The 19045-nt window shown below is 66.3% G+C and carries 23 protein-coding genes; 10 read left to right on the top strand and 13 right to left on the bottom strand.

Translation table 11 applies throughout. The features are described from left to right. Positions 1–565: 565 nt before the first annotated feature. The 4 genes from trmB to ACN0SE_RS09320 all read right to left on the bottom strand — a co-directional run bounded on the left by trmB (position 566) and on the right by ACN0SE_RS09320 (position 3832). On the bottom strand, positions 566–1279 hold the full coding sequence (gene trmB, locus ACN0SE_RS09335; RefSeq protein WP_417524246.1) for a tRNA (guanine(46)-N(7))-methyltransferase TrmB: 714 nt from the start codon (positions 1277–1279) through the stop codon (positions 566–568). 57 nt (positions 1280–1336) lie between these two features. After that, positions 1337–1855: a DUF421 domain-containing protein gene (locus tag ACN0SE_RS09330; RefSeq protein WP_417524245.1), complete on the bottom strand. Its 519-nt coding sequence runs from the start codon at positions 1853–1855 to the stop codon at positions 1337–1339. A gap of 39 nt (positions 1856–1894) precedes the next feature. Then, positions 1895–2515 (bottom strand): DUF998 domain-containing protein, encoded by a 621-nt coding sequence (locus ACN0SE_RS09325; protein ID WP_417524244.1) that lies wholly within the window; start codon positions 2513–2515, stop codon positions 1895–1897. A gap of 144 nt (positions 2516–2659) precedes the next feature. Continuing rightward, a complete protein-coding gene (locus ACN0SE_RS09320) occupies positions 2660–3832 on the bottom strand; it encodes an acetyl-CoA C-acyltransferase (protein WP_417524243.1) in 1173 nt (390 codons plus the stop codon). A gap of 91 nt (positions 3833–3923) precedes the next feature. Here ACN0SE_RS09320 and ACN0SE_RS09315 point away from each other — a divergent pair, with 91 nt between their 5' ends. The 3 genes from ACN0SE_RS09315 to ACN0SE_RS09305 all read left to right on the top strand — a co-directional run bounded on the left by ACN0SE_RS09315 (position 3924) and on the right by ACN0SE_RS09305 (position 6559). Beyond that, on the top strand, positions 3924–4262 hold the full coding sequence (locus tag ACN0SE_RS09315; protein WP_417524242.1) for an STAS domain-containing protein: 339 nt from the start codon (positions 3924–3926) through the stop codon (positions 4260–4262). A 37-nt stretch (positions 4263–4299) separates the two neighbouring features. Continuing rightward, entirely contained in the window at positions 4300–4737 is a 438-nt protein-coding gene (locus ACN0SE_RS09310) for an ATP-binding protein (protein ID WP_417524241.1), read from the top strand. A 244-nt stretch (positions 4738–4981) separates the two neighbouring features. Beyond that, complete coding sequence (locus ACN0SE_RS09305; protein ID WP_417524240.1) at positions 4982–6559, top strand: gamma-glutamyltransferase family protein; 1578 nt, start codon at positions 4982–4984, stop codon at positions 6557–6559. A gap of 68 nt (positions 6560–6627) precedes the next feature. Here the strand turns inward: ACN0SE_RS09305 and hspQ are convergent, their stop codons facing one another. Further along, the gene (gene hspQ / locus ACN0SE_RS09300; RefSeq protein WP_048532986.1) at positions 6628–6954 is read right to left on the bottom strand and encodes a heat shock protein HspQ; all 327 of its coding nucleotides are present in this window, start codon (positions 6952–6954) and stop codon (positions 6628–6630) included. 199 nt (positions 6955–7153) lie between these two features. On the opposite strand from hspQ, the gene ACN0SE_RS09295 reads away from it, so the two are divergent. Together ACN0SE_RS09295 and ACN0SE_RS09290 are read left to right on the top strand one after the other, a co-directional pair. Further along, entirely contained in the window at positions 7154–7741 is a 588-nt protein-coding gene (locus tag ACN0SE_RS09295) for a lytic transglycosylase (RefSeq protein ID WP_417524239.1), read from the top strand. Positions 7742–7798: 57 nt separating this feature from the next. After that, the gene (locus tag ACN0SE_RS09290; RefSeq protein ID WP_417524238.1) at positions 7799–8113 is read left to right on the top strand and encodes a DUF1244 domain-containing protein; all 315 of its coding nucleotides are present in this window, start codon (positions 7799–7801) and stop codon (positions 8111–8113) included. Between the two features lie 45 nt (positions 8114–8158). On the opposite strand, the gene ACN0SE_RS09285 is transcribed toward ACN0SE_RS09290, so the two are convergent. The 6 genes from ACN0SE_RS09285 to dgcN form a co-directional block, all read right to left on the bottom strand. Beyond that, a complete protein-coding gene (locus ACN0SE_RS09285; protein ID WP_417524237.1) occupies positions 8159–9136 on the bottom strand; it encodes a zinc-binding dehydrogenase in 978 nt (325 codons plus the stop codon). 12 nt (positions 9137–9148) lie between these two features. Continuing rightward, positions 9149–9745: a TetR/AcrR family transcriptional regulator gene (locus tag ACN0SE_RS09280; RefSeq protein ID WP_417524236.1), complete on the bottom strand. Its 597-nt coding sequence runs from the start codon at positions 9743–9745 to the stop codon at positions 9149–9151. A gap of 141 nt (positions 9746–9886) precedes the next feature. Then, positions 9887–10165: a hypothetical protein gene (locus ACN0SE_RS09275; RefSeq protein ID WP_417524235.1), complete on the bottom strand. Its 279-nt coding sequence runs from the start codon at positions 10163–10165 to the stop codon at positions 9887–9889. Between the two features lie 342 nt (positions 10166–10507). Further along, a complete protein-coding gene (locus ACN0SE_RS09270) occupies positions 10508–11371 on the bottom strand; it encodes a D-amino-acid transaminase (RefSeq protein WP_417524234.1) in 864 nt (287 codons plus the stop codon). Positions 11372–11393: 22 nt separating this feature from the next. Then, on the bottom strand, positions 11394–12344 hold the full coding sequence (gene dgcA, locus ACN0SE_RS09265; RefSeq protein WP_417524276.1) for an N-acetyl-D-Glu racemase DgcA: 951 nt from the start codon (positions 12342–12344) through the stop codon (positions 11394–11396). Between the two features lie 80 nt (positions 12345–12424). Then, positions 12425–13426: an N-acetyltransferase DgcN gene (dgcN, locus tag ACN0SE_RS09260; RefSeq protein WP_417524233.1), complete on the bottom strand. Its 1002-nt coding sequence runs from the start codon at positions 13424–13426 to the stop codon at positions 12425–12427. Positions 13427–13762: 336 nt separating this feature from the next. On the opposite strand from dgcN, the gene ACN0SE_RS09255 reads away from it, so the two are divergent. From ACN0SE_RS09255 to ACN0SE_RS09240, 4 genes are all read left to right on the top strand, one after another. Next, complete coding sequence (locus ACN0SE_RS09255) at positions 13763–14722, top strand: L-malyl-CoA/beta-methylmalyl-CoA lyase (protein WP_417524232.1); 960 nt, start codon at positions 13763–13765, stop codon at positions 14720–14722. 68 nt (positions 14723–14790) lie between these two features. Beyond that, entirely contained in the window at positions 14791–15417 is a 627-nt protein-coding gene (locus ACN0SE_RS09250; protein WP_417524231.1) for a hypothetical protein, read from the top strand. Positions 15418–15482: 65 nt separating this feature from the next. After that, on the top strand, positions 15483–16079 hold the full coding sequence (locus tag ACN0SE_RS09245) for a LysE family translocator (protein WP_417524230.1): 597 nt from the start codon (positions 15483–15485) through the stop codon (positions 16077–16079). A gap of 68 nt (positions 16080–16147) precedes the next feature. Next, positions 16148–17113 carry an acetyl-CoA carboxylase carboxyltransferase subunit alpha gene (locus ACN0SE_RS09240; protein ID WP_417524229.1) on the top strand — a complete coding sequence of 322 codons (966 nt, stop codon included), beginning with the start codon at positions 16148–16150 and terminating at the stop codon, positions 17111–17113. Between the two features lie 84 nt (positions 17114–17197). On the opposite strand, the gene ACN0SE_RS09235 is transcribed toward ACN0SE_RS09240, so the two are convergent. Both ACN0SE_RS09235 and ACN0SE_RS09230 read right to left on the bottom strand, forming a co-directional pair. Further along, positions 17198–17845, bottom strand: a complete 648-nt coding sequence (locus tag ACN0SE_RS09235; RefSeq protein WP_417524228.1) for a GntR family transcriptional regulator — start codon at positions 17843–17845, stop codon at positions 17198–17200. 41 nt (positions 17846–17886) lie between these two features. Beyond that, positions 17887–18576 carry a M48 family metallopeptidase gene (locus ACN0SE_RS09230; protein ID WP_417524227.1) on the bottom strand — a complete coding sequence of 230 codons (690 nt, stop codon included), beginning with the start codon at positions 18574–18576 and terminating at the stop codon, positions 17887–17889. 117 nt (positions 18577–18693) lie between these two features. Here ACN0SE_RS09230 and ACN0SE_RS09225 point away from each other — a divergent pair, with 117 nt between their 5' ends. Next, a complete protein-coding gene (locus tag ACN0SE_RS09225) occupies positions 18694–19017 on the top strand; it encodes a TIGR02300 family protein (protein ID WP_417524226.1) in 324 nt (107 codons plus the stop codon). Positions 19018–19045 lie beyond the last annotated feature (28 nt).

Raw genomic sequence — 19045 nt, 5'->3', positions numbered from 1 at the left:
GTTATCGCTCGCAGCCCTCATAGCAAGCAGCTTTCAGGGGGTCCATCCCGTGGCGGGGGTGCTGGGGAAAAAGCGTTGTCTCGGGCCATGTGCACCGTGCGCCGGACCGGCGGTTGGCCACGGGATGCCGCGGCATCGGTCGTTGGGAAGCGGGTTATCTTGGCCGAGTCAGGAAGACCTTCGAGCAAAGTACTTGTGTCAGCCAAAGCGGCAGCCCGTCACCCCAAAGGCGTACCATGAAAGCGGCGCACCTTTGGTGCGACAGGCCGGGCAGCCGCTGGCCTGGCAGGCTTGCGCCCTTGTTCCGGGCCACACCACGATCACCGACGGTTATTGGAGTGTTTATAGCCACGTGCACCGTGCGCCGGGCCGTCGGCTGCCCGCGGGATGCCGCTCCATCAGTCGTTAGGCCGCAGTTTATCTCGGCCCATTCAGGACAACCTCGGATCGGCGCGCTTGTGTAAGCCAAAGCGGCAGCCCGGTGGGGCGGGCAGCCGCTGGCCCGGCGGGCTGACGCCCTTGTTCCGGGCCACGCCAGGATCACCGAGGGCATACTCTCAACTGCTCACCGTTTCCGGAACGTCAGGTAGTGCGGCACCCGACCCTCTCGCAGCGCCTTTTGTTCGTAGCGCGTGGAAATCCAGTCATCCCAGGGCTCGCGCCAATCTGCAGGGCGCTCTGCCAGCCAGTCGAACCCGTGCCGCGGCACCTGCTCAAGTGTCTGGCGCACGTAATCCGGAATATCCGTCGCCACCCGGAACTCGGCCCCCGGCTTCAAAAGCGCCGACAGAGGCTCCAGATGCTCGGGCGTCACGAAGCGCCGGCGGTGGTGGCGCTTTTTCGGCCAGGGATCGGGATAGAGCAGAAAGGCCTTCGACACCGACCCCTCCGGCAGCACGTCGAACAGATCGCGCGCATCGCCGGGGTGGATCCGCAGGTTGTCGACACCGGCCTCGCGCACCTTACCCAGCAGCATGGCGACACCGTTGATGTAGGGCTCGGCGCCGATGATGCCGACCTGCGGGTTGGACTTCGCCTGGTGCACCAGGTGTTCGCCGCCGCCAAAGCCGATCTCCAGCCAGAGATCGCGCCCGCCGAACAGCGCCTCCACGTCCAGCGGCTTGCGCTCGGGGTTCTCTTCCCAGCCCACCGGGCCCGGCGACAGCGCCGCCAGATCCTCGTCAAGATAGCGTTCCTGCGACTTGCGCAGGCCCTTGCCCTTGAACCGACCGTAGAAATTGCGCCAGGGCGCGCCCGATGGATGTTTTGTCTCGCTCATGGGGCGCGGGTTTAGCCGGGGTTGGCCAGCGGCGCAACGGGCGCCGGACTACAGCGGTCAATCGACCCGCCGCACGCCGTCCAGCAGCCGCGACGACAGGCTCTCGCCATGCAGCACCGAGATGTCGCCGGTGGTCTCCAGCACCACCGCGCGCACATGCGCCAAATCCAGCACATTGGCCTCGCGCAGCTTGGCGATCAGGTCGCCTTCGGACACCCGCGTCGCCTTGAGCGCATCGTCGAGGATCACACCGTCGCGCATCAGCAGGACGGGCGTGTTCTGCACCGTCTGCTCGATCATGTCAGAGGCCTTGCGCGCCTTTGCGATCAGGTACTGCACCCCGAGCAGTGCCGAGATCGACAAAGCCGGCTGGAAGAACTCGCCCCAGGCCGTCGCCTGCGAGGCCCCGGCCAGCAGTGACCCCACGGCGACAGTGGCGACAAAGTCGAAGGCGGTCATCTTGGAGAAGGTCCGCAGCCCGATGATCCGCACGACAAAGATTACCCAGGCCATCGCCAGCGCCGACAACAGCAGCGCGCGCAGCAGGACATCCAAGGCGGCGTCTTCGGCAAACATGATTTCACCCTTCTTTAATGCGGAAACTGCCCTGCCCGCTCAGCGGCAGAGCTTGCGGAACAGATGCGCCAGGGTCACCACCGTCGCCATGGCGATCAGCCCGAGGTAGCGCTCGTAGAGCCCGTCGACATCGGTCGGCAGAAAGAAGAACACCGGCGCCGAGACCAGCCAGAGCAGCGCCAGGCCCAGCAGAATGCGGCCATGCACCAGGCTGTGCGCGGCCGCGCCCTTGGCCATGGCCAGCGGCACCAGGAATTGCAGCACGCCCAGCGCGTAGACCAGGTAGATGTGGATCACCACGCCGTCCTGATCGGCGTCGCCATATTCATTGCGCGCGCCCACCAGAAAGACGATCAACCCCAGCAGGGCGAACCCGGCGAGGCCAAAGCTCCAGCTGCGGTCACCCAGATGCAGATGCGCTGCCAACAGCGCTGTGGCAATCAGCGCAGCGGCAAAGGCATAGATGCCGATATCGACGATGAATTCGTACTTCCCGGCGCCGAGGTCGCTGATGGTGTCGGCGATCCAGTCGTGATCGGGCACGACGAAGTCGGCAATCAGGATGCTGATCGCGAAGATCGCGCAGCCGAGGCAGGCGTACAGGCTGAGCGCGCTCACAAGGCCCGGACGTATCTCGGGGTACAGGGTCGCTCGGGCCATCTCGCCTCCTCTGCTAGGGCGCGGCCCCGGGATGGGACCGCTTCCATAGGAGGTAGGCTGAGAAGCGCCGCTGTCGACCGAACCGGGGGCAAGGGGCGCGGGCTCTGCGCACCCTGCAGGGTCAACCGGGGTGTCTGGCCCGGCTCAGGCCAGTTCGATGGCGATCGCCGTGCCTTCACCGCCGCCGATGCAGATTGCAGCCACGCCGCGCTTCAACCCGCGCTTTTCCAGCGCGTTGAGCAGGGTCACCATGATCCGCGCGCCGGAGGCGCCGATCGGGTGGCCCAGCGCGCAGGCGCCGCCGTTGACGTTGACGATGTCGCGCGGCAGGCCCATTTCCTGCATGAAGGCCATGGGCACCACCGCAAAGGCTTCGTTGACCTCCCAGAGGTCGACGTCGGACACCTTCCAGCCGATCCGCTCGAGCAGCTTCTGTGCCGCCGGCACCGGCGCGGTGGTGAACCAGCCGGGCGCCTGTGCGTGGCTGGCGTGGCCGAGGATGCGCGCGCGGGGCGCGACGCCCTGTGCCTCGGCCATTGCGCGGGTGCCCAGCACCAGCGCCGCCGCGCCGTCGGAGATCGACGAGGCATTGGCTGCGGTCACCGTGCCGTCCTTGCGGAAGGCGGGTTTCAGCATCGGGATCTTCTCGGGACGGGCCTTGCCGGGCTGCTCGTCGCAGGTGATCAGCTCTTCGCCATGGCGGCGGTGCAGCTTGACCGGCGCGATCTCGTCGGCAAAGGCGCCGTTGCGCTCGGCCTCGAGCGCATTGTCGAGCGAGGCGATGGCGTAATGGTCCTGCGCTTCGCGGGTGAACTGGTAGTGCGCAGCGCAATCCTCGGCAAAGGTGCCCATCAGGCGGCCCTTGTCATAGGCATCCTCGAGCCCGTCGAGGAACATGTGATCGACCACCTGGCCATGGCCGATCCGCGCGCCGCCGCGCATCTTGGGCAGAAGGTAGGGCGCCTCGGTCATGCTCTCCATGCCGCCGGCGACAATGGCCCCGGCCTGTCCCAAGGCGATCCGGTCCCAGGCCATCATCGCGGCCTTCATGCCGGAACCGCACATCTTGTTGATCGTGGTGGCCGGCACCTCTTCGCCCAAGCCACCGGCAAAGCCCGCCTGCCGCGCCGGTGCCTGGCCCTGCCCGGCCGGCAGGACGCAGCCCATCAGCACCTCGTCGATCGCCGGTTTGCCGGCCTCGCGGTGTGCGGCGGCAATTGCCACCCCGCCCAGGGTACTGGCCTCGACACCTTCGAACTCGCCCTGAAATCCGCCCATCGGCGTGCGGGCCGCGCCCAGGATCATCACATCGGTCATAGCTGTCTCCCAAATTCTGCCCCCTGCATACAGTTTAGTAAGGATTGCCGTCTAGCGTAGGGGCGAATTCGTAACGCAAGGTGACCACGTCATGGACATGAGCAGCAGGACTCAGGGCGAATTGCAGATCGTCACGATCAACGCCCAACGCATCGACGCCGCTGTGGCGATCCAGTTCAAGGACGGGATGCGGGCCGAGACCGAGGGCCCGGCGCGCCGGGTGATCCTCGATCTCAGCCAGGTGGATTTCATCGATTCCAGCGGGCTCGGCGCCATCGTCGCGGCGATGAAACAGCTGGGACCGGGGCGCAAGCTCGACCTCGCCGGGCTGACCACCACGGTCGAAAGCGTCTTCCGGCTGACGCGGATGGACACGGTCTTTGCGCTCTTTCCGACCCTCGATGCCGCGCTGATGGCGCAGGCCAGCTGACCCCCCAGAGGAGCCCGGCCCCTTGGAAACGGTTGCCATGACCCGAACCGCCGACCTCCGAATTTCCCTCAAGGCCCGCAGCAGCGGATTCGCCGTCCGCAGCTTGCTCGCCGAGGCGATGGAAGTGCTGGCCACCTGGGGCCAGCCGCCAGAGACCCGCGGCGCGATCGAGCTTGCGTTGGCCGAAGTGCTCAACAATGTCGTCGAACATGGCTATGCCTTCCGCGACGGCGGGCCGTTCTGGCTCGAACTGGCGCTGACCCCCTCCGAATTGATCTGCACTGTCATCGACCAGGGCCTGCCCTATCCCGGAAAGACCCTGCCAGAGGGCCGCGAATCCCTGCTCGACGGGCCAGTCGACGATCTGCCCGAGGGCGGGTTCGGCTGGCACCTGATCCGGCAGATGACCTCCCGCCTGCAGTATGAACGGCGTGGCGGCTGCAATCGGCTGACCCTGCACTTCGAAGTTGTGTGACTTCGCGCACAGTTTCAATCAAATGCAGATGTCTCGGCCGAATTGCCCCAGTTCCGCCGCAATACCATCCCACCCCCGCCCGATTGAACAGCGATACAGTAAGGGTAGCTGCATATAGCTTCACCTCGGTACCGCGTATTAACAGCCCCCACCCAGTGCGCGGTGCCGAGGTCCCTTCTTCCCCAAATCGCGATTTTCTTCTGCGCCCGAGGGCGTTAGCCTCCGCTCAAACACGGAGGCCCTGATGCGCGATTTCCATTTCCCCGGACGTTCCCCAGTATTCGCCGGCAACGGCATGGTCGCCACCTCGCACCCGCTGGCCGCGGCCGAGGCCTTGGCCTGCCTCAAGGACGGCGGCAGCGCGATGGACGCGGCGATCTGCGGCGCGGTGCTGATGAGCCTTTGCGAGCCACATATGTGCGGGCTGGCCGGCGATTGTTTCGTGCTCGTCAAGCCGGCGGGGCAGGACACGGTGTTGGGCTTCAACGGCTCGGGCCGCGCGCCCGCCGGGGCCGATGCGGCGCTGTTGCGCGCCGAAGGTAAAGCTACCATTCCCGACGGCAGCGCGCATTCCGTGACGATCCCCGGCTCGATCGACGCCTTCTGCCGGTTGTCAGAGGCGCATGGCCGCCTCGGCCTCGACCGGCTGCTGCAACCGGCGATCCGCTATGCCGAAGAGGGCGTGCCGGTGGCGCCGCGGGTGGGCTTTGACTGGCCCAACAAGGCGCATCGGCTGCAGGGCGTGGCGCGCGACTTCTATCTCAAGGACGGCCAACCGCTCAGGCCCGGCGATCTGTTCCGCGCCCCTGGCCAGGCAGAAGTGCTACGGCGCATCGCGAAACAGGGCGCAAAGGCTTTCTACGAAGGCGAAGTGGCCGAGGACATGCTGGCCGCACTCGTCGCTGCCGGCGGTGCGCATGCGGCGGCGGATTTCGCCGCCACCCGGGGCGACGAAACCACGCCGATCACCGGCCACTACGGCGAAACCGAGGTGCATGAGCATCCGCCCAACGGCCAGGGCGCGACGGCGATCCTGCTGCTCAACATCCTCGCGCAGTTTGATCTCTCGGCGCTGGAGCCCTTCGGCGCCGCCCGCACCCACCTGGAGACCGAGGCCAGCAAGCTGGCCTATGACACCCGCAACCGGCTGGTGGCCGACCCTTCGGTTCATGACGCCACCGCGCAGATGTGCGACCCGGCGCTGGCCAGGGAGCTTGCCGCGCGGATCGATCCGCAAAGGGCGCAGCCGGTCACCACGCGCATCACCGAATCGGTTCACAAGGACACGATCTACATCACCGCCGTCGACCGCGACGGCATGGCGGTGTCGCTGATCCACTCGATCTTTCACAGCTTCGGCTCCGGCCTTGCCAGCCCGAAGTTCGGCCTACTGCTGCACAACCGCGGCTGCGGCTTCACGCTGGAAGAGGGCCACCCCAACGAACTGGCCCCCGGCAAGCGCCCGCTCCACACCATCATCCCCGGCATGCTGGGCACCGCGGGGCGGATCACCATGCCCTTCGGCGTCATGGGCGGGCAGTACCAGGCCTGCGGCCATGCCCGCTTTGTCACCAACCTCAGCGATTTCGGTATGAACGCTCAGGCCGCCATCGACGCGCCGCGGGCGTTTTTCGACGAGGGCAAGCTGCAGCTCGAACGGGGGTACGCCCCCGAGGTGGCGGTGAAACTGGCGGCGCTGGGCCATGACGTCGTCACGCCTGTCGAGCCGATCGGCGGCGCGCAGGCGATCCGCATCCATGACAGCGGTGTGCTGGAAGGCGCGTCAGACCCGCGCAAGGACGGCTGCGCCATCGGCTATTGAACAGGCAGGGGTACGCAACGCACCCGCGCCAACCGCGTAGGGTGGGTTTGCAACCCACCGCCCCCGGATCAATTCAACTGGAAATGCAGCGGGTACGACCCGTCCTCGAACTCGCCAAAGAGATCGGGGATATCCGGATGGTCCACTGGCCGTCCCGAGTAATCGGCGACAAGGTTCTGCTCCGAGACGTAAGCCACGTAGAAGCTCTGATCGTTCTCGGCGAGCAGGTGATAGAACGGCTGCTCGCGCTTGGGACGACTGTCCTCTGGAATGGCGTTGTACCATTCCTCGGTGTTGTTGAACTCGGGGTCGACATCGAAGACCACGCCGCGAAACGGGTGCTTCTTGTGCCGGACCACCTGTCCCAAGTGATATTTTGCGCGTGCAGTGTGCATTCCGGGGCCTCTATCGCCACAGGTTAGCGTCATCAAGGGGGGAATGTCCAATTTTCCGCCGGGAATTCAAGGAAACAAACTGTGACCCCCGGCCAGACAGTCCCCCGGCCAAACCATGCCGGCTTTGGAAAACGTGATTTCCCTGCAGGGCCGTTTTCGGTAGACTGGCAAAAAACAAAAGAACACGAGCGAGAGGCAAATGAGCAGAGTCCTTCGCGCCATGGTGATCGTGCTGGCCGTCGCATCCTGCGGCGGGGGCAATCATTCCGCGCCGCGCAATCTTGATGACGCCTGTGCGATTCTCAAGCAGCGCCCGAAATACATCAAGGCCTTCCGCGCCACCGAGCGGCGCTGGGGCGTTCCCGTGCATGTCCAGATGGCCACCATCTACCAGGAAAGCAAGTTCATCGGCGATGCCCGCACGCCGCTGCGCTACAAGCTGGGGGTTATTCCAATGGGCCGGCAAAGTTCGGCCTATGGCTATGCCCAGGCGCTGGATGCCACCTGGGACGAATACCGCGAAGAGACCGGCAACCGCCGGGCCAAGCGCGACAAGATCACCGATGCCACCGACTTCATGGGCTGGTACATGAACAAGACCCGCGCTCGCAACGGCGTCCCGCTGGTCGATGCGCGCAACCAGTACCTGGCCTATCACGAAGGTCACACCGGGTTTTCGCGCCAGTCCTTCAACTCCAAGGCCTGGCTGTTGCGGGTGGCGGACGAAGTCGGCACCAGGGCGATCACCTATCAGGTCCAATTGTCGCGCTGCCGCCAGGCGCGCTGACCTTTCCACCGCGCCCCGATGCCCCATATTCATCCCGAGACAGAGGGAGACCCCACCATGGACGACCAGACCCGCATCGAGCTTGAAGCCGCCGCCTTTCGCCGGCTGCAGGATCACCTGATGGAAAAGCGCACCGACGTGCAGAACATCGACCTGATGAACCTTGCCGGGTTCTGCCGCAACTGCCTGTCGCGCTGGTACCAGGAAGCCGCGAACGAACGCGGCCTCGAGATGGACAAGGAAGAGGCGCGCGAGATCTTTTACGGCATGCCCTATTCCGAGTGGAAGGATCAGCACCAGACCGAGGCCACCGACGACAAGCGCGAGGTCTTTGACACCGCCTTTGCCGAGAACGTCGGCAAGATCGACTGACCCCGCCAGCGCCTCCCCCGGACCGGATCCGGAGGAGGGGTTGTCTTATCCGCGCAGCAGGATCTTGCCACCCCGCCCCGGGGTGCGCGCTGCCGTGACCGCTTCGGTGATCTCGCCCAGCCCGTAGGTGCCGCCGACATCCAGCGTCAACGCACCGGTCGCCGCCAGGGTCACCAGCTCGGTGATCAGCCGCTTGCGTTCCTCCGGCGCCATGTCGCCGCTGACACGAGAGCCCCAGAAGCCGCGCACCGTGATGTGCTTCATGATCAGCGCGCCCGAGGACAGCGCCATCGGCGCGCCGGTCGCGGTGCCGAAAACCACCAGTTCGCCATCCACGCCCAGCAGATCGACCAGATCACCCGAGATCTCGCCGCCGACCGAGTCGACGGCCGAGACCGCACCCTGGCCCACCAGCGCCGCCGCCTTGTCCTTCCAGCCGGCGTCAGAGGTCGAAAGCACGTTCTCGAGGCCGAGTGCCTCCAGCTCGGCTTTCGCCTCGGGCCGCCGCACAAGGTTCAGCAGGTGGATGCCGCGTGCCTTGGCCAGCACCGCCATGATCTTGCCCACCGCGCCATTGGCCGCGGTCTGGATGATCCAGTCGCCCTTGCCGGCCTTGAGCGTTTCCAGCAGCGACAGGGCGCTGAACGGCATGGCAATCAGCTGCGCGCCGGTCTCGTCGCTGATCATCTCGGGCAAGGGCAGCAGCCCGCCCGCCGGCGCGATGAAGCTCTCGGCCCAGGTGCCATGCACCCCGGCCACCGCCACGCGCTGGCCCAGCAGCGCATCGTCGACGCCTTCGCCCAGCGCCTCGACCGTGCCCAGCGCCTCGGTGCCGCCGATGGCGCCCGGAAGTTCGGGCTTGTAGCCGTAGTTGCCGTGCACCGTCCAGAGATCGTGGTTGTGGATCGGCGACAGGCGCATGCGGATACGCACCTCGCCCGCCGCGGGTTCCGGCGTTGCGACATCGGAGGTCGTGAGCACCTCTTTCGGCTCACCGAATGTATCGTGAGTGACAGCTTTCATATGATTTTTCCTTCAGGATGTGAGTGAGAGTTGGGTCTGGGTGTCCGCCAGCGCCTGTCGCAAGGGCGCCTGAGAGCGGTCGAGCTTGGCGAGGATCGCGGCGCCCAACCACTTGGCATAGAGCATCCGCGCCGTGGCCTCGGGGTCCTCGACCGGGCGGAGCGATCCGTCCTCGGCCCCGGCCCGCAGCAGATCAGCAATTCGCCGCACCAGCTGCGCCACGCCGTCGTTGAGGATCATGCGCATCGCCTCGGAAAGATCGGCCACCTCGGCGCCGAGCTTGACCACCAGACATTGGCTGGCGATCCCCTCGGCATCCGCCTGCGCCAGCCAGGCCGACCAAAAGCGGTCGAGCCGGTCGCGCGCGCTGCCTGGGCTGTCGATCAACGCATCGAAGCGCGCGAGGTACTCTTCGACGTAATGCTCGAGCAGCGCGATGCCGAAGTCCTCTTTGGAGGAGAAGTAGTAATAGAACGACCCCTTGGGGATGCCGCATTCGCTGAGAACGCGGGCGATGCCCACGGCGCCGAAACCATGCCGCACCACCAGCGCCCGGCCGGTGGCCAGGATGTCGAGACGTTTGAGATCGGATTTGCGCTGCTCTGTCATGACAGGGCATCTAGGAAATAATAGACCGGTCGTCTAGTGACCTTCACCAAACCGTGCCCTGCCCCCAAGTCACCTTGCCGCAACACAAAATCGCGCCCCTCTCAGGACGCGATCATTGCTCGATGGAGCGAGAGGAAAGCCTCAGCCGAACTGACGCCGCGCCAATTGGCTGCCCCGGCGTTCCTGCTCGAAGCGGACATATCCGGTGCGCTCGGCCTCGAGGTCGGCCTCCAGGGTGGCAATGCGGGCATCCTTGTCGGCCTGCAGACCGATCGCCGTGCGCAGCTCGGTGCGCAGCGCCTCGATTTCGGCCAGGTGCGGCGGCCGCACCAGCAGCGACCCGCGCAATTTCCAGCCAAGGGCGATGCCGGCAAAGGCGCCGCACAGACCCACGGCCACCACGATCACGCCTTCAAACATCCTTGCCCCCAATACCTTCACAGACCGGCGCGCGGCAAAAAGGGCGACTTCGGGCACATCGTCAGGGAAAGCGCCGGCGCCAGCCAGACATCGGCCGCCGGTCAGATGCAGACCTCACCCGCCGGTGAAATCCGCCGTTTCCGCCCCGCGGAAATCGCGGAGGCAGCGCCCCTGATGCAGCCCGGACGCATCGCTCCGGCCTCGCTCAGCCACAGACACCACGCCGGCCGCATCGTCTCAAGCCCCCTGCGCGGCACCGGCAGATATCGGCCCGAAAGCGTGGCTTTTGCGTCCCGCTTCGGCCAATCCTTGCCACCTGTGACCGCAATGCCGCAGGGCTTTTCACACGGCGCGGGCGCGACTCTCCTCAAGGTAGATCTGACGCAGGCGCTGCGCAACCGGGCCCGGCACGCCCTCGCCCAGGGTGACCCCGTCGATCTGAATCACCGCGGTGACGAAGCTTGACGCCGAGGTGATGAATGCCTCGTCGGCAGCCTGCGCCTCTTCGATGGTAAAGCTGCGCTCTTCCACCTTCATCTGCGCCTCTTCGGCAAAGCGCAGCACCGCGGCGCGGGTGATCCCGTGCAGGATGTCATGCGACAGCTCGCGGGTGATGATCCGGCCGTCCTTGACGATATAGGCGTTGTTCGAGGTGCCCTCGGTCACCTTGCCGTCCTCGACCATCCAGGCATCATCGGCACCGGCGGCCTTGGCCATCATCTTGCCCATCGAGGGGTAGAGCAGCTGCACCGTCTTGATGTCGCGCCGGCCCCAGCGGATGTCCTCGATCGAGATCACCTTGAGCCCGCGTTTCGCCTCAGGGCTGTCGGCGAGGTTCGGCTTGGACTGGGTAAAGAGCACCACGGTCAGCGGCGTCGTCGCCGGATCAGGGAAGATGAAATCCCGGTCGCCCGGCGCGCCGCGAGTGACCTGAAGATAGATCAACCCGTCCTCGAGATCGTTGCGCCGGACCAGCTCGCGGTGGATCTCCAGCAGCGCCTCTTCCGTCATCGGCATCTTCATGTCGAGCGCGTTCAGCGAGCGTTCCAGCCGCTTTGCGTGACCGGCAAAATCCACCAGCCTGCCGCCCAGAACCGAGGTCACCTCGTAGACGCCATCGGCCATCAGGAAGCCGCGATCAAAGATCGAGACGCTGGCCTCGGTCTCGGGCAGATACTCTCCGTTGAGATAGACGGTACGGGCCATCAGCTGTCTCTCCTGTCAGCGGTCAGCCCCAGAGGGCCGGGTCAGAGGGGTGCACACCCCGGTGATCGAATGTCAGGGGCGTGTCGCGGTCTTCGGCCAGAAGCAGCGGGCCGTCAAGATCGGTCACTGCCGCGCCTTGGGCCACCAGCACCGCCGGCGCCATCGCCAGCGACGAACCGACCATGCAGCCCACCATGATGTCGAACCCGGCATCACGCGCTGCATCGCGCAGCGCCAGCGCCTCGGTCAGCCCGCCGGTCTTGTCGAGCTTGATGTTGACCATGTCGTACTTGCCGTCCAGCGCCGCCAGCGAGGCCCGGTCATGGCAGCTCTCGTCGGCACAGATCGGCACCGGCCGCGCCAACCCGCGCAGCGCCTCGTCCTCGCCCGCCGGCAATGGCTGCTCGACCAGCGCCACCCCCAGCCGCAGCAGATGCGGCGCGAGATCGGCATAGACCTCGGCGCTCCAGCCCTCGTTGGCATCGACGATGATCCGCGCCTCCGGCGCCCCTGCGCGCACCGCCTCGAGCCGCGCCATGTCATCCGGCGTGCCGAGCTTGATCTTCAGCAGCGGTCGATGCGCATGTTTCGCCGCCTGCGCCTGCATCCTTTCAGGCGTGTCGAGCGACAGGGTAAAGGCGGTGATCTCCGGCCCCGGCGTGGCCAGCTCCGCCAGCTCCCAGACCCGCCGCCCCGCCAGCTTGGCCTCGAGGTCCCAGAGCGCGCAATCCACCGCATTGCGCGCCGCACCCGCCGGCAGCGCGTCCTGCAGCTCCCCCCGACCGATCCCGTCAGGCAGTGCCGCGATCTCCGCCGCCACCGACTCCAGCGTCTCGCCATAGCGCGCATAGGGCACACATTCGCCGCGCCCGGTTGCCCCGTCGCGCGTCACCGAAACGGTCAACACCTGCGCTTCGGTCCGCGACCCGCGCGAAATGGTGAAAACTTCCGCCAGACGAAAGGTGTCACGCATGATCTCGATCACGACCCTGTCCTTCTTCTCTTTGAAAAATACGCCACGCAACGCCCGCCACGGGCGCCGCCATCAGCAAATCAAAGTGCGTCCAGAGCCGCAACCAGACGATCCGCCCCCTGCCGGAACGGATCGACCGCCGGCAGCCCCATGCGCGCCTCGACCTCGGACAGATAGGCCAGCGCCTCGTCCTCGCCCATCGCCGCGGTATTGACCGAGATGCCCACCACCTGGCAGTCCGGATTGGCCACCCGGGCCAGCGGCAGCGCCATGTCGCGCAGCGCCTCGAGCGACGGCAAAGCATACCCCGGCAGCCCGCGCATGTGGCTGCGGGTCGGCTCGTGGCTGAGGATCAGCGCATCCGGCTGGCCGCCATGGATCAGCGCCAGGGTCACGCCGGAGAAGGAGACGTGGAACAGGCTGCCCTGCCCCTCAATGATGTCCCAGTGGTCGTCGTCATTGTCAGGCGTCAGCCATTCCACCGCCCCGGCCATGAAATCCGCCACCACCGCATCGAGCGGCACGCCCTCGCCGGTGATTAGGATGCCGGTCTGGCCGGTGGGCCGGAAGGTGCTCTTCCGCCCCGCGGCCTTCATCGCCCGGTCCAGCGCCAGTCCGGTGTACATCTTGCCGACCGAGCAATCGGTGCCCACTGCCAGCACCCGCTTGCCGCTTCGCTTGACGCCATTGGCGATCGGATAGTCCACATCCGGCACCCGCACGTCATGCAACTCGCGGCCGCAGGCCTCGGCCACCGCCGCGAGGTCAGGCTCGTCGCGCAGCAGGTTGTGCAAGCCGGAAGCAAGATCGAACCCCTCTTCCAGCGCGGCCACCAGCACCTTCTTCCAAGCCTGGCTGATCACGCCGCCGCGGTTGGCGACGCCGATCACCAGCGTCTGCGCACCGGCGGCGCGGGCCTCGGCGAGGGTCATGTCGGTCAGGCCGAGGTCGGCCTTGCAGCCCTCCATGCGAAACTGGCCGACGGCATTCTCGGGCCGCCAGTCCTTGATCCCCTGGGCCACCTTGGCCGCCAGGGCATCGGGCGCATCACCGAGAAACAGCAGGTACGGGGTCTTGATCACGGCGATGGCCTCCTGAAATGTCGTGTCTGTTCGGCCGGAGATATATCGCGACCTCTGCACCAAAGGCTCCCGAAATCGTGTGTCGCGCGGCGGAATATCGCAAATTTCTTCGAGCCTTGACGCGAGATGGCGCAGGATCGTGCGTGACGCGGCAGAATGACTGACCAATTCGGCATTGTGCCCCGCCCCCGCACGAACCCATTGATGCGGAGCAATTACCGCCCGTCACCCCGTCCGCGCCAATGCTGCGGCTGCAAAATCCACTTGCGCGGTGCGGCGTAATTTAATATCGCTGAGCGCGAACAATCCGCAATTTCCTTACCGAGAGGCGCAACAATGTCCTTCCGCATCCAGCCCCAGGCCCCGGCCCGTCCGAATCGCTGCCAACTCTTCGGCCCCGGCTCGCGTCCGGCGATCTTCGAGAAGATGGCGGCCTCGGCGGCGGATGTCATCAACCTCGATCTCGAGGATTCGGTGGCGCCGTCGGACAAGGACAGCGCGCGGGCCAATATCATCCAGGCGATCAACGACATCGACTGGGGCACCAAGACGCTTTCGGTGCGGATCAACGGACTCGACACGCCCTGGTGGTACCGCGACGTCGTCGACCTGCTGGAGCAGGCCGGCGAGCGGCTCGACCAGATCATGATTCCCAAGGTCGGCTGCGCCGGTGACATCTATGCCGTCGACGCGCTGGTGACAGCGGTCGAGGCCGCCAAGGGCCGGCAGAAGAAGATCGCATTTGAAGTGATCATCGAAAGCGCCGCCGGCATCGCCCATGTCGAGGAGATCGCTGCCGCCTCGCCCCGGCTCGAGGCAATGAGCCTCGGTGCGGCGGATTTCGCCGCCTCCATGGGCATGGCCACCACCGGCATCGGCGGGACGCAGGAAAACTACTACATGATCCACGAGGGCCAGAAGCATTGGTCCGATCCCTGGCACTGGGCGCAGGCCGCAATCGTCGCCGCCTGCCGCACCCATGGCGTGCTGCCGGTCGACGGGCCGTTCGGCGATTTCTCCGATGACGAGGGTTTCCGCGCGCAGGCGCTGCGCTCGGCGACGCTGGGCATGGTCGGCAAATGGGCGATCCACCCGAAACAGGTGGCGCTGGCCAACGAGGTCTTCACCCCCTCGGACAAGGCGGTGACCGAAGCGCGCGAAATCCTCGCCGCGATGGAAGAGGCCAAGGCCAAGGGAGAAGGCGCCACGGTCTACAAGGGCCGGCTGGTCGACATTGCCTCGATCAAGCAGGCCGAGGTGATCGTGCGGCAATCGGAGATGATCGCCGGTAACTGAACCTTAGCGGTTTGGGCGTATCACCGCAGGGTCCCGGCTGTCGGGGCCTTGCACTGCCGGAACAGACCATGACCCAGCCGCTTACGCTTCTGCATTCTGCCGAGGTCCATCGCCGGACCTTCGATACCCTGCGCGATGACATCGCGCCGGCGCTGAAGCTCGATCACCAGGTGCGGGCCGACTGGCTGGCGCGGGCGCGAAGCGACGGAATGACTGGTCAGCTCGCCGCCGAGATTCGCAAGGCGGTACAGGCGGCGCCCGGTCCGGTGCTCTGCACCTGCACCACCCTTGGCGAGGCCGCGGTGGCCGCCGGCGCCACGCGGATCGACCAGCCGATGATGGCCGCGGCGGCGCGCTCTGACGGGCCGATCCTGCTGGTCTGCGCGCTGAAAAGCACCGAAGCGCCCAGCCGCGCGCTGCTGCAGGCCTGCCTTGATGATGGCGGGCGCGACACCCCGGTCACCACACTGGTGGTGGAAGAGCTCTGGCCGCTGTTCGAGGCCGGCCAAGGCGCCAATTTCTGCGCCGCCATTGCCGCCGTGGTGATCGAGGCGGTGCAGGCGCGGCCGGATTTCCGCACCGTGGTGCTGGCGCAGGCCTCGATGGCGGCGGCGGTGCACCTGCTCGACGGGGTCGGGCCCGAGGTGCTGGCAGCCCCCGAACTGGCCTTTCGCAGCGTGCTCGACCTGTCCTGAACCCGCGTGCCTCTGCGCGCAAGATTGCCGTTTCGCCGCGCCGCGATCAGGTTTATCCCTGCGCCATGACTTATGACCTTTTCTCGGCCCTGGTGGTCTTCGCCCTGGTGGGCACCATGACCCCCGGCCCCAACAACCTGATGCTGCTGGCCTCCGGCGCCAACTTCGGCCTGAAACGGTCGCTGCCGCACATGCTGGGAATCATCCTCGGCTTTCCGGCGATGATCTTCTGCGTCGGGCTGGGGGTGCTGCAACTGCTCGACCGCTGGCCGCTGCTGCATGACCTGATGCTGGCGGGATCGGTGATCTACATGCTCTGGCTGGCCTGGAAGATTGCCAATGCCGCGCCGCCGGGCGAGGCGCCGGATCATGCGCGGCCGCTGACCTTTCTGCAATCGGCGGGCTTCCAGTGGATCAACCCCAAGGCCTGGACCATGGCGCTGGGGGCGATCACGCTTTATGCGGCAAGCCGGGATCTGGCGGCGCTGCTCTGGGTCGTGGGCATCTATGTCGCCGCCGGCGTGCTCAGCACCACCACATGGACGACGCTGGGCGGGCAGATGCGTCGGCTGTTGCGGGCTCCGGGGCATCTGCGGCTGTTCAACCGCGCCATGGCGCTGCTGCTGCTGGCCTCGCTGGTGCCGGCGCTTCTGTCGGCCTGACGTGCGCCAAAGATTGCATCCGGCCGCGCATCGCGCCATATACCCCCTTGCAGAAAAGGAGTTGTCGCATGGCGCATTATCTCGATTTTGAGAAACCGCTGGCCGAGATCGAGGGCAAGGCAGAGGAACTGCGGGCCATCGCCCGGCAGAGCGACGATCCGATGGATGTCGAGGAAGAGGCCAGCGCGCTCGACCGCAAGGCCGCCTCGATGCTCAAGGACCTCTACAAGGACCTGACGCCCTGGCGGAAATGCCAGGTGGCGCGGCATCCGCAGCGGCCGCACTGCAAGGATTACATCGAGGCGCTCTTTACCGAGTTCACGCCACTGGCCGGCGACCGGCAGTTTGGCGAAGACCTTGCGGTGATCGGCGGGCTCGCCCGGCTCAAGGACCGGCCGGTGATGGTGATCGGCCACGAGAAGGGCCATGACACCCAGTCTCGGCTCGACCGCAACTTCGGCATGGCCCGTCCCGAGGGCTATCGCAAGGCGGCGCGGCTGATGGACATGGCCGACCGCTTCGGCCTGCCGGTCATCACCCTGGTCGACACCGCCGGCGCCTACCCCGGCAAGGGCGCCGAGGAGCGCGGCCAGTCAGAGGCGATCGCCCGCTCGACCGAGGCTTGCCTGGCGATCCGCGCGCCGCTGATCTCGGTGATCATCGGCGAGGGCGGTTCCGGCGGCGCGGTGGCCTTTGCCACCGCCAACCGGGTGGCGATGCTGGAACATGCGGTCTATTCGGTGATCTCGCCCGAGGGCTGCGCCTCAATCCTGTGGAAGGACAGCGACAAGATGCGCGAAGCGGCGCAGGCGCTGCGGCTGACCGCGGAAGACCTCTACAAGCTGGGCGTCTGCGACCGGATCATTCCCGAACCGCTGGGCGGCGCACAGCGCGACCGCAACGGCACCATCAAGACCGTGGGGCGCGCGATCGAGCAGATGCTTGTCGACCTGTCGGAGAAGGATGGCGAGGCGCTGCGCAAGGAGCGGCGGCAGAAGTTCCTGGATCTGGGGTCGAAGGGGCTTGCGGCCTGAGGACGGATCGGGGGCTCTGCCCCCGTCGCCCAGGGGCGACTCCCCCGAGGGTATTTTGTGCAAGAGGAAGATGCGGGGCTGGCGCTAGTTGGCCAGCATCCTGAGGCCTTGGGTGACGTCGGAGCGGACGGCGAGACGCAACCCGGGTTCGTCGCCTGCCTTGAGGGCGGCGATGATCAGACGGTGGAAATGCGGGGCTTCGGTGCGGCGCAACCGTCCGTAGAGCGCGCGCATCGTCGGGCCCAGTTGCAGCCAGACAGTTTCCGCCATCGCCAGCATCGCCGGGGCCTGCGCCCGCAGGTAGAGCGTGCGGTGGAACTCGAGATTGGCGCGGATATAGCCCACGGCATCGCGATTCGAGATCACGTCGGCAATCGTCAGGTTGATCGAATGCAACCGTTCGATCAGCGCTATATGCGCCCGCGGCAGGGCGCGGCTGGCCAGTTCGACCTCGAGCAGCGAGCGCAACGCCGCCAGTTCCTCGATCCGGTCGTTGGAGAGCTCGGGCGTGGCGACGCGGCCCGAGGAGGACAGCGAGAGCGCGCCTTCGGCCACCAAGCGGCGTACCGCTTCGCGCGCGGGGGTCATCGAGACACCGTATTCGGCGCCGATGCCACGCAGGGTCAGGGCCGCGCCGGGGGCGATCTCGCCGTACATGATCTGCGAACGCAGCCCGCGATAGACCTTGTCATGGGTCGAGACGGCGCTGTCTGGCTTGGGATTCATCAACATGGTGAGAGTGTGATCACAAATCTTGCCGCCCGCAACAGGCTTCAGGAAAAGCGGATGCGGTGAAGCGCCGCGCCTTCGCGGTGCAGCCAGCGGCGTTGTGCCTGATAGGGGCCGTAGAGCCGGGTCACCACCGCCCAGAAGTCGGCCGAATGGTTCATCTCCTGCAGATGCGCCACCTCATGTGCGGCGACGTAGTCGAGCACCTCGGGCGGGGCGAGAATCAGCCGCCAGGAATACATCAGCCCGCCGTCGGCGGTGCAGCTGCCCCAGCGCGAGCGGGTGTCGCGCAGCGTGAGCCGGGTGTAGCCGCGCCCCAGCCGGGCGGCGTAGCGGTCGGAGGCCTCGGCCAGCCGGCCGCGGGCATGGGTCTTGAGAAAGCCCAAGAGCCGCGAGGCGACGCGGTCCTCGGGCCCCGGCACCAGCACGCGGCCGGGCTCCAGCAGCACGCGGCGCCCCCCGCCGGCCATCACCTGGCGCGCCTGGCCCTCGATCGGCAGCACCGCGCCCAGGCCCACGTCAACGCCATCGTCCTGTTTTTCCAGATGATCGCGCAGCCAGGCTTCCTTTTCCCGGGCAAAGGCCAGCGCCGCGCGTTCCGAGACGCCGCGCGGGCGGGTCAGGGTCACGGTGCCGTCGAGCGAGGAGATCCGCAGGGTGATCCGCCGCGCCCGCGCCGATGTGCGCATCTGAAGCGGGACCGGGGGGTTGCCGGGAAGCGAATGTTGGCCCATATGGGGTCCTTGAACTGCCGAACCGTGTGCCTTTTGCCAAAGGCTTTGACACGGGCACAGGTCTTATGGCAGGGGACCGCAATTGCCCGCAAGACTGAAAGTGTAAGAGGGACCCAGATGCCCAAGGAAGAATGGGGAACGAAACGCCTTTGCCCGACCACCGGCAAGCGATTCTATGACCTGAACGCCAATCCGATCGTCAGCCCCTATACGGGCGAAGTGCTGGAGTTCGACCAGTCCAAGAACCGCATGATCGAAGCCGATGCCGAGGATGCCGCTTCGGCCAAGAAAGCCGCGCCGGAAGACGAGGTCGTGCTGGACGATGATGATGCGGATGTCGATGTGGATCTCGACGATGACATCCTCGAGGACGAGGATGACGACGACAACGTCCCGCTGGAAGAGATCGCCGACGTTGCTTCGGAAGACGACGACTCCTGATCTGAAAAAAAGTGGCACAGGGGGGAAG

It is taken from the genome of Marinovum sp., from assembly GCF_048263515.1.
GTDB lineage: Bacteria > Pseudomonadota > Alphaproteobacteria > Rhodobacterales > Rhodobacteraceae > Marinovum.
Note: the sequence above shows the minus strand (reverse complement) of the source record. Positions and strands in the feature narration are given on the sequence as shown.

Excerpts from the sequence above, each read along its gene's own strand:
- ACN0SE_RS09255 (WP_417524232.1), top strand. The coding sequence starts at position 13,763 with ATGTCCTTCCGCATCCAGCCCCAGGCCCCGGCCCGTCCGAATCGCTGC.
- ACN0SE_RS09275 (WP_417524235.1), bottom strand. The coding sequence starts at position 10,165 with ATGTTTGAAGGCGTGATCGTGGTGGCCGTGGGTCTGTGCGGCGCCTTT.
- trmB (WP_417524246.1), bottom strand. The coding sequence starts at position 1,279 with ATGAGCGAGACAAAACATCCATCGGGCGCGCCCTGGCGCAATTTCTAC.
- ACN0SE_RS09305 (WP_417524240.1), top strand. The coding sequence starts at position 4,982 with ATGCGCGATTTCCATTTCCCCGGACGTTCCCCAGTATTCGCCGGCAAC.
- hspQ (WP_048532986.1), bottom strand. The coding sequence starts at position 6,954 with ATGCACACTGCACGCGCAAAATATCACTTGGGACAGGTGGTCCGGCAC.
- ACN0SE_RS09240 (WP_417524229.1), top strand. The coding sequence starts at position 16,148 with ATGGCGCATTATCTCGATTTTGAGAAACCGCTGGCCGAGATCGAGGGC.
- ACN0SE_RS09330 (WP_417524245.1), bottom strand. The coding sequence starts at position 1,855 with ATGTTTGCCGAAGACGCCGCCTTGGATGTCCTGCTGCGCGCGCTGCTG.
- ACN0SE_RS09270 (WP_417524234.1), bottom strand. The coding sequence starts at position 11,371 with ATGGCCCGTACCGTCTATCTCAACGGAGAGTATCTGCCCGAGACCGAG.
- ACN0SE_RS09325 (WP_417524244.1), bottom strand. The coding sequence starts at position 2,515 with ATGGCCCGAGCGACCCTGTACCCCGAGATACGTCCGGGCCTTGTGAGC.
- ACN0SE_RS09230 (WP_417524227.1), bottom strand. The coding sequence starts at position 18,576 with ATGGGCCAACATTCGCTTCCCGGCAACCCCCCGGTCCCGCTTCAGATG.
- ACN0SE_RS09310 (WP_417524241.1), top strand. The coding sequence starts at position 4,300 with ATGACCCGAACCGCCGACCTCCGAATTTCCCTCAAGGCCCGCAGCAGC.
- ACN0SE_RS09280 (WP_417524236.1), bottom strand. The coding sequence starts at position 9,745 with ATGACAGAGCAGCGCAAATCCGATCTCAAACGTCTCGACATCCTGGCC.
- ACN0SE_RS09320 (WP_417524243.1), bottom strand. The coding sequence starts at position 3,832 with ATGACCGATGTGATGATCCTGGGCGCGGCCCGCACGCCGATGGGCGGA.
- ACN0SE_RS09315 (WP_417524242.1), top strand. The coding sequence starts at position 3,924 with ATGGACATGAGCAGCAGGACTCAGGGCGAATTGCAGATCGTCACGATC.
- ACN0SE_RS09245 (WP_417524230.1), top strand. The coding sequence starts at position 15,483 with ATGACTTATGACCTTTTCTCGGCCCTGGTGGTCTTCGCCCTGGTGGGC.
- ACN0SE_RS09290 (WP_417524238.1), top strand. The coding sequence starts at position 7,799 with ATGGACGACCAGACCCGCATCGAGCTTGAAGCCGCCGCCTTTCGCCGG.
- ACN0SE_RS09285 (WP_417524237.1), bottom strand. The coding sequence starts at position 9,136 with ATGAAAGCTGTCACTCACGATACATTCGGTGAGCCGAAAGAGGTGCTC.
- ACN0SE_RS09225 (WP_417524226.1), top strand. The coding sequence starts at position 18,694 with ATGCCCAAGGAAGAATGGGGAACGAAACGCCTTTGCCCGACCACCGGC.
- ACN0SE_RS09295 (WP_417524239.1), top strand. The coding sequence starts at position 7,154 with ATGAGCAGAGTCCTTCGCGCCATGGTGATCGTGCTGGCCGTCGCATCC.
- ACN0SE_RS09235 (WP_417524228.1), bottom strand. The coding sequence starts at position 17,845 with ATGTTGATGAATCCCAAGCCAGACAGCGCCGTCTCGACCCATGACAAG.
- ACN0SE_RS09250 (WP_417524231.1), top strand. The coding sequence starts at position 14,791 with ATGACCCAGCCGCTTACGCTTCTGCATTCTGCCGAGGTCCATCGCCGG.
- dgcA (WP_417524276.1), bottom strand. The coding sequence starts at position 12,344 with ATGCGTGACACCTTTCGTCTGGCGGAAGTTTTCACCATTTCGCGCGGG.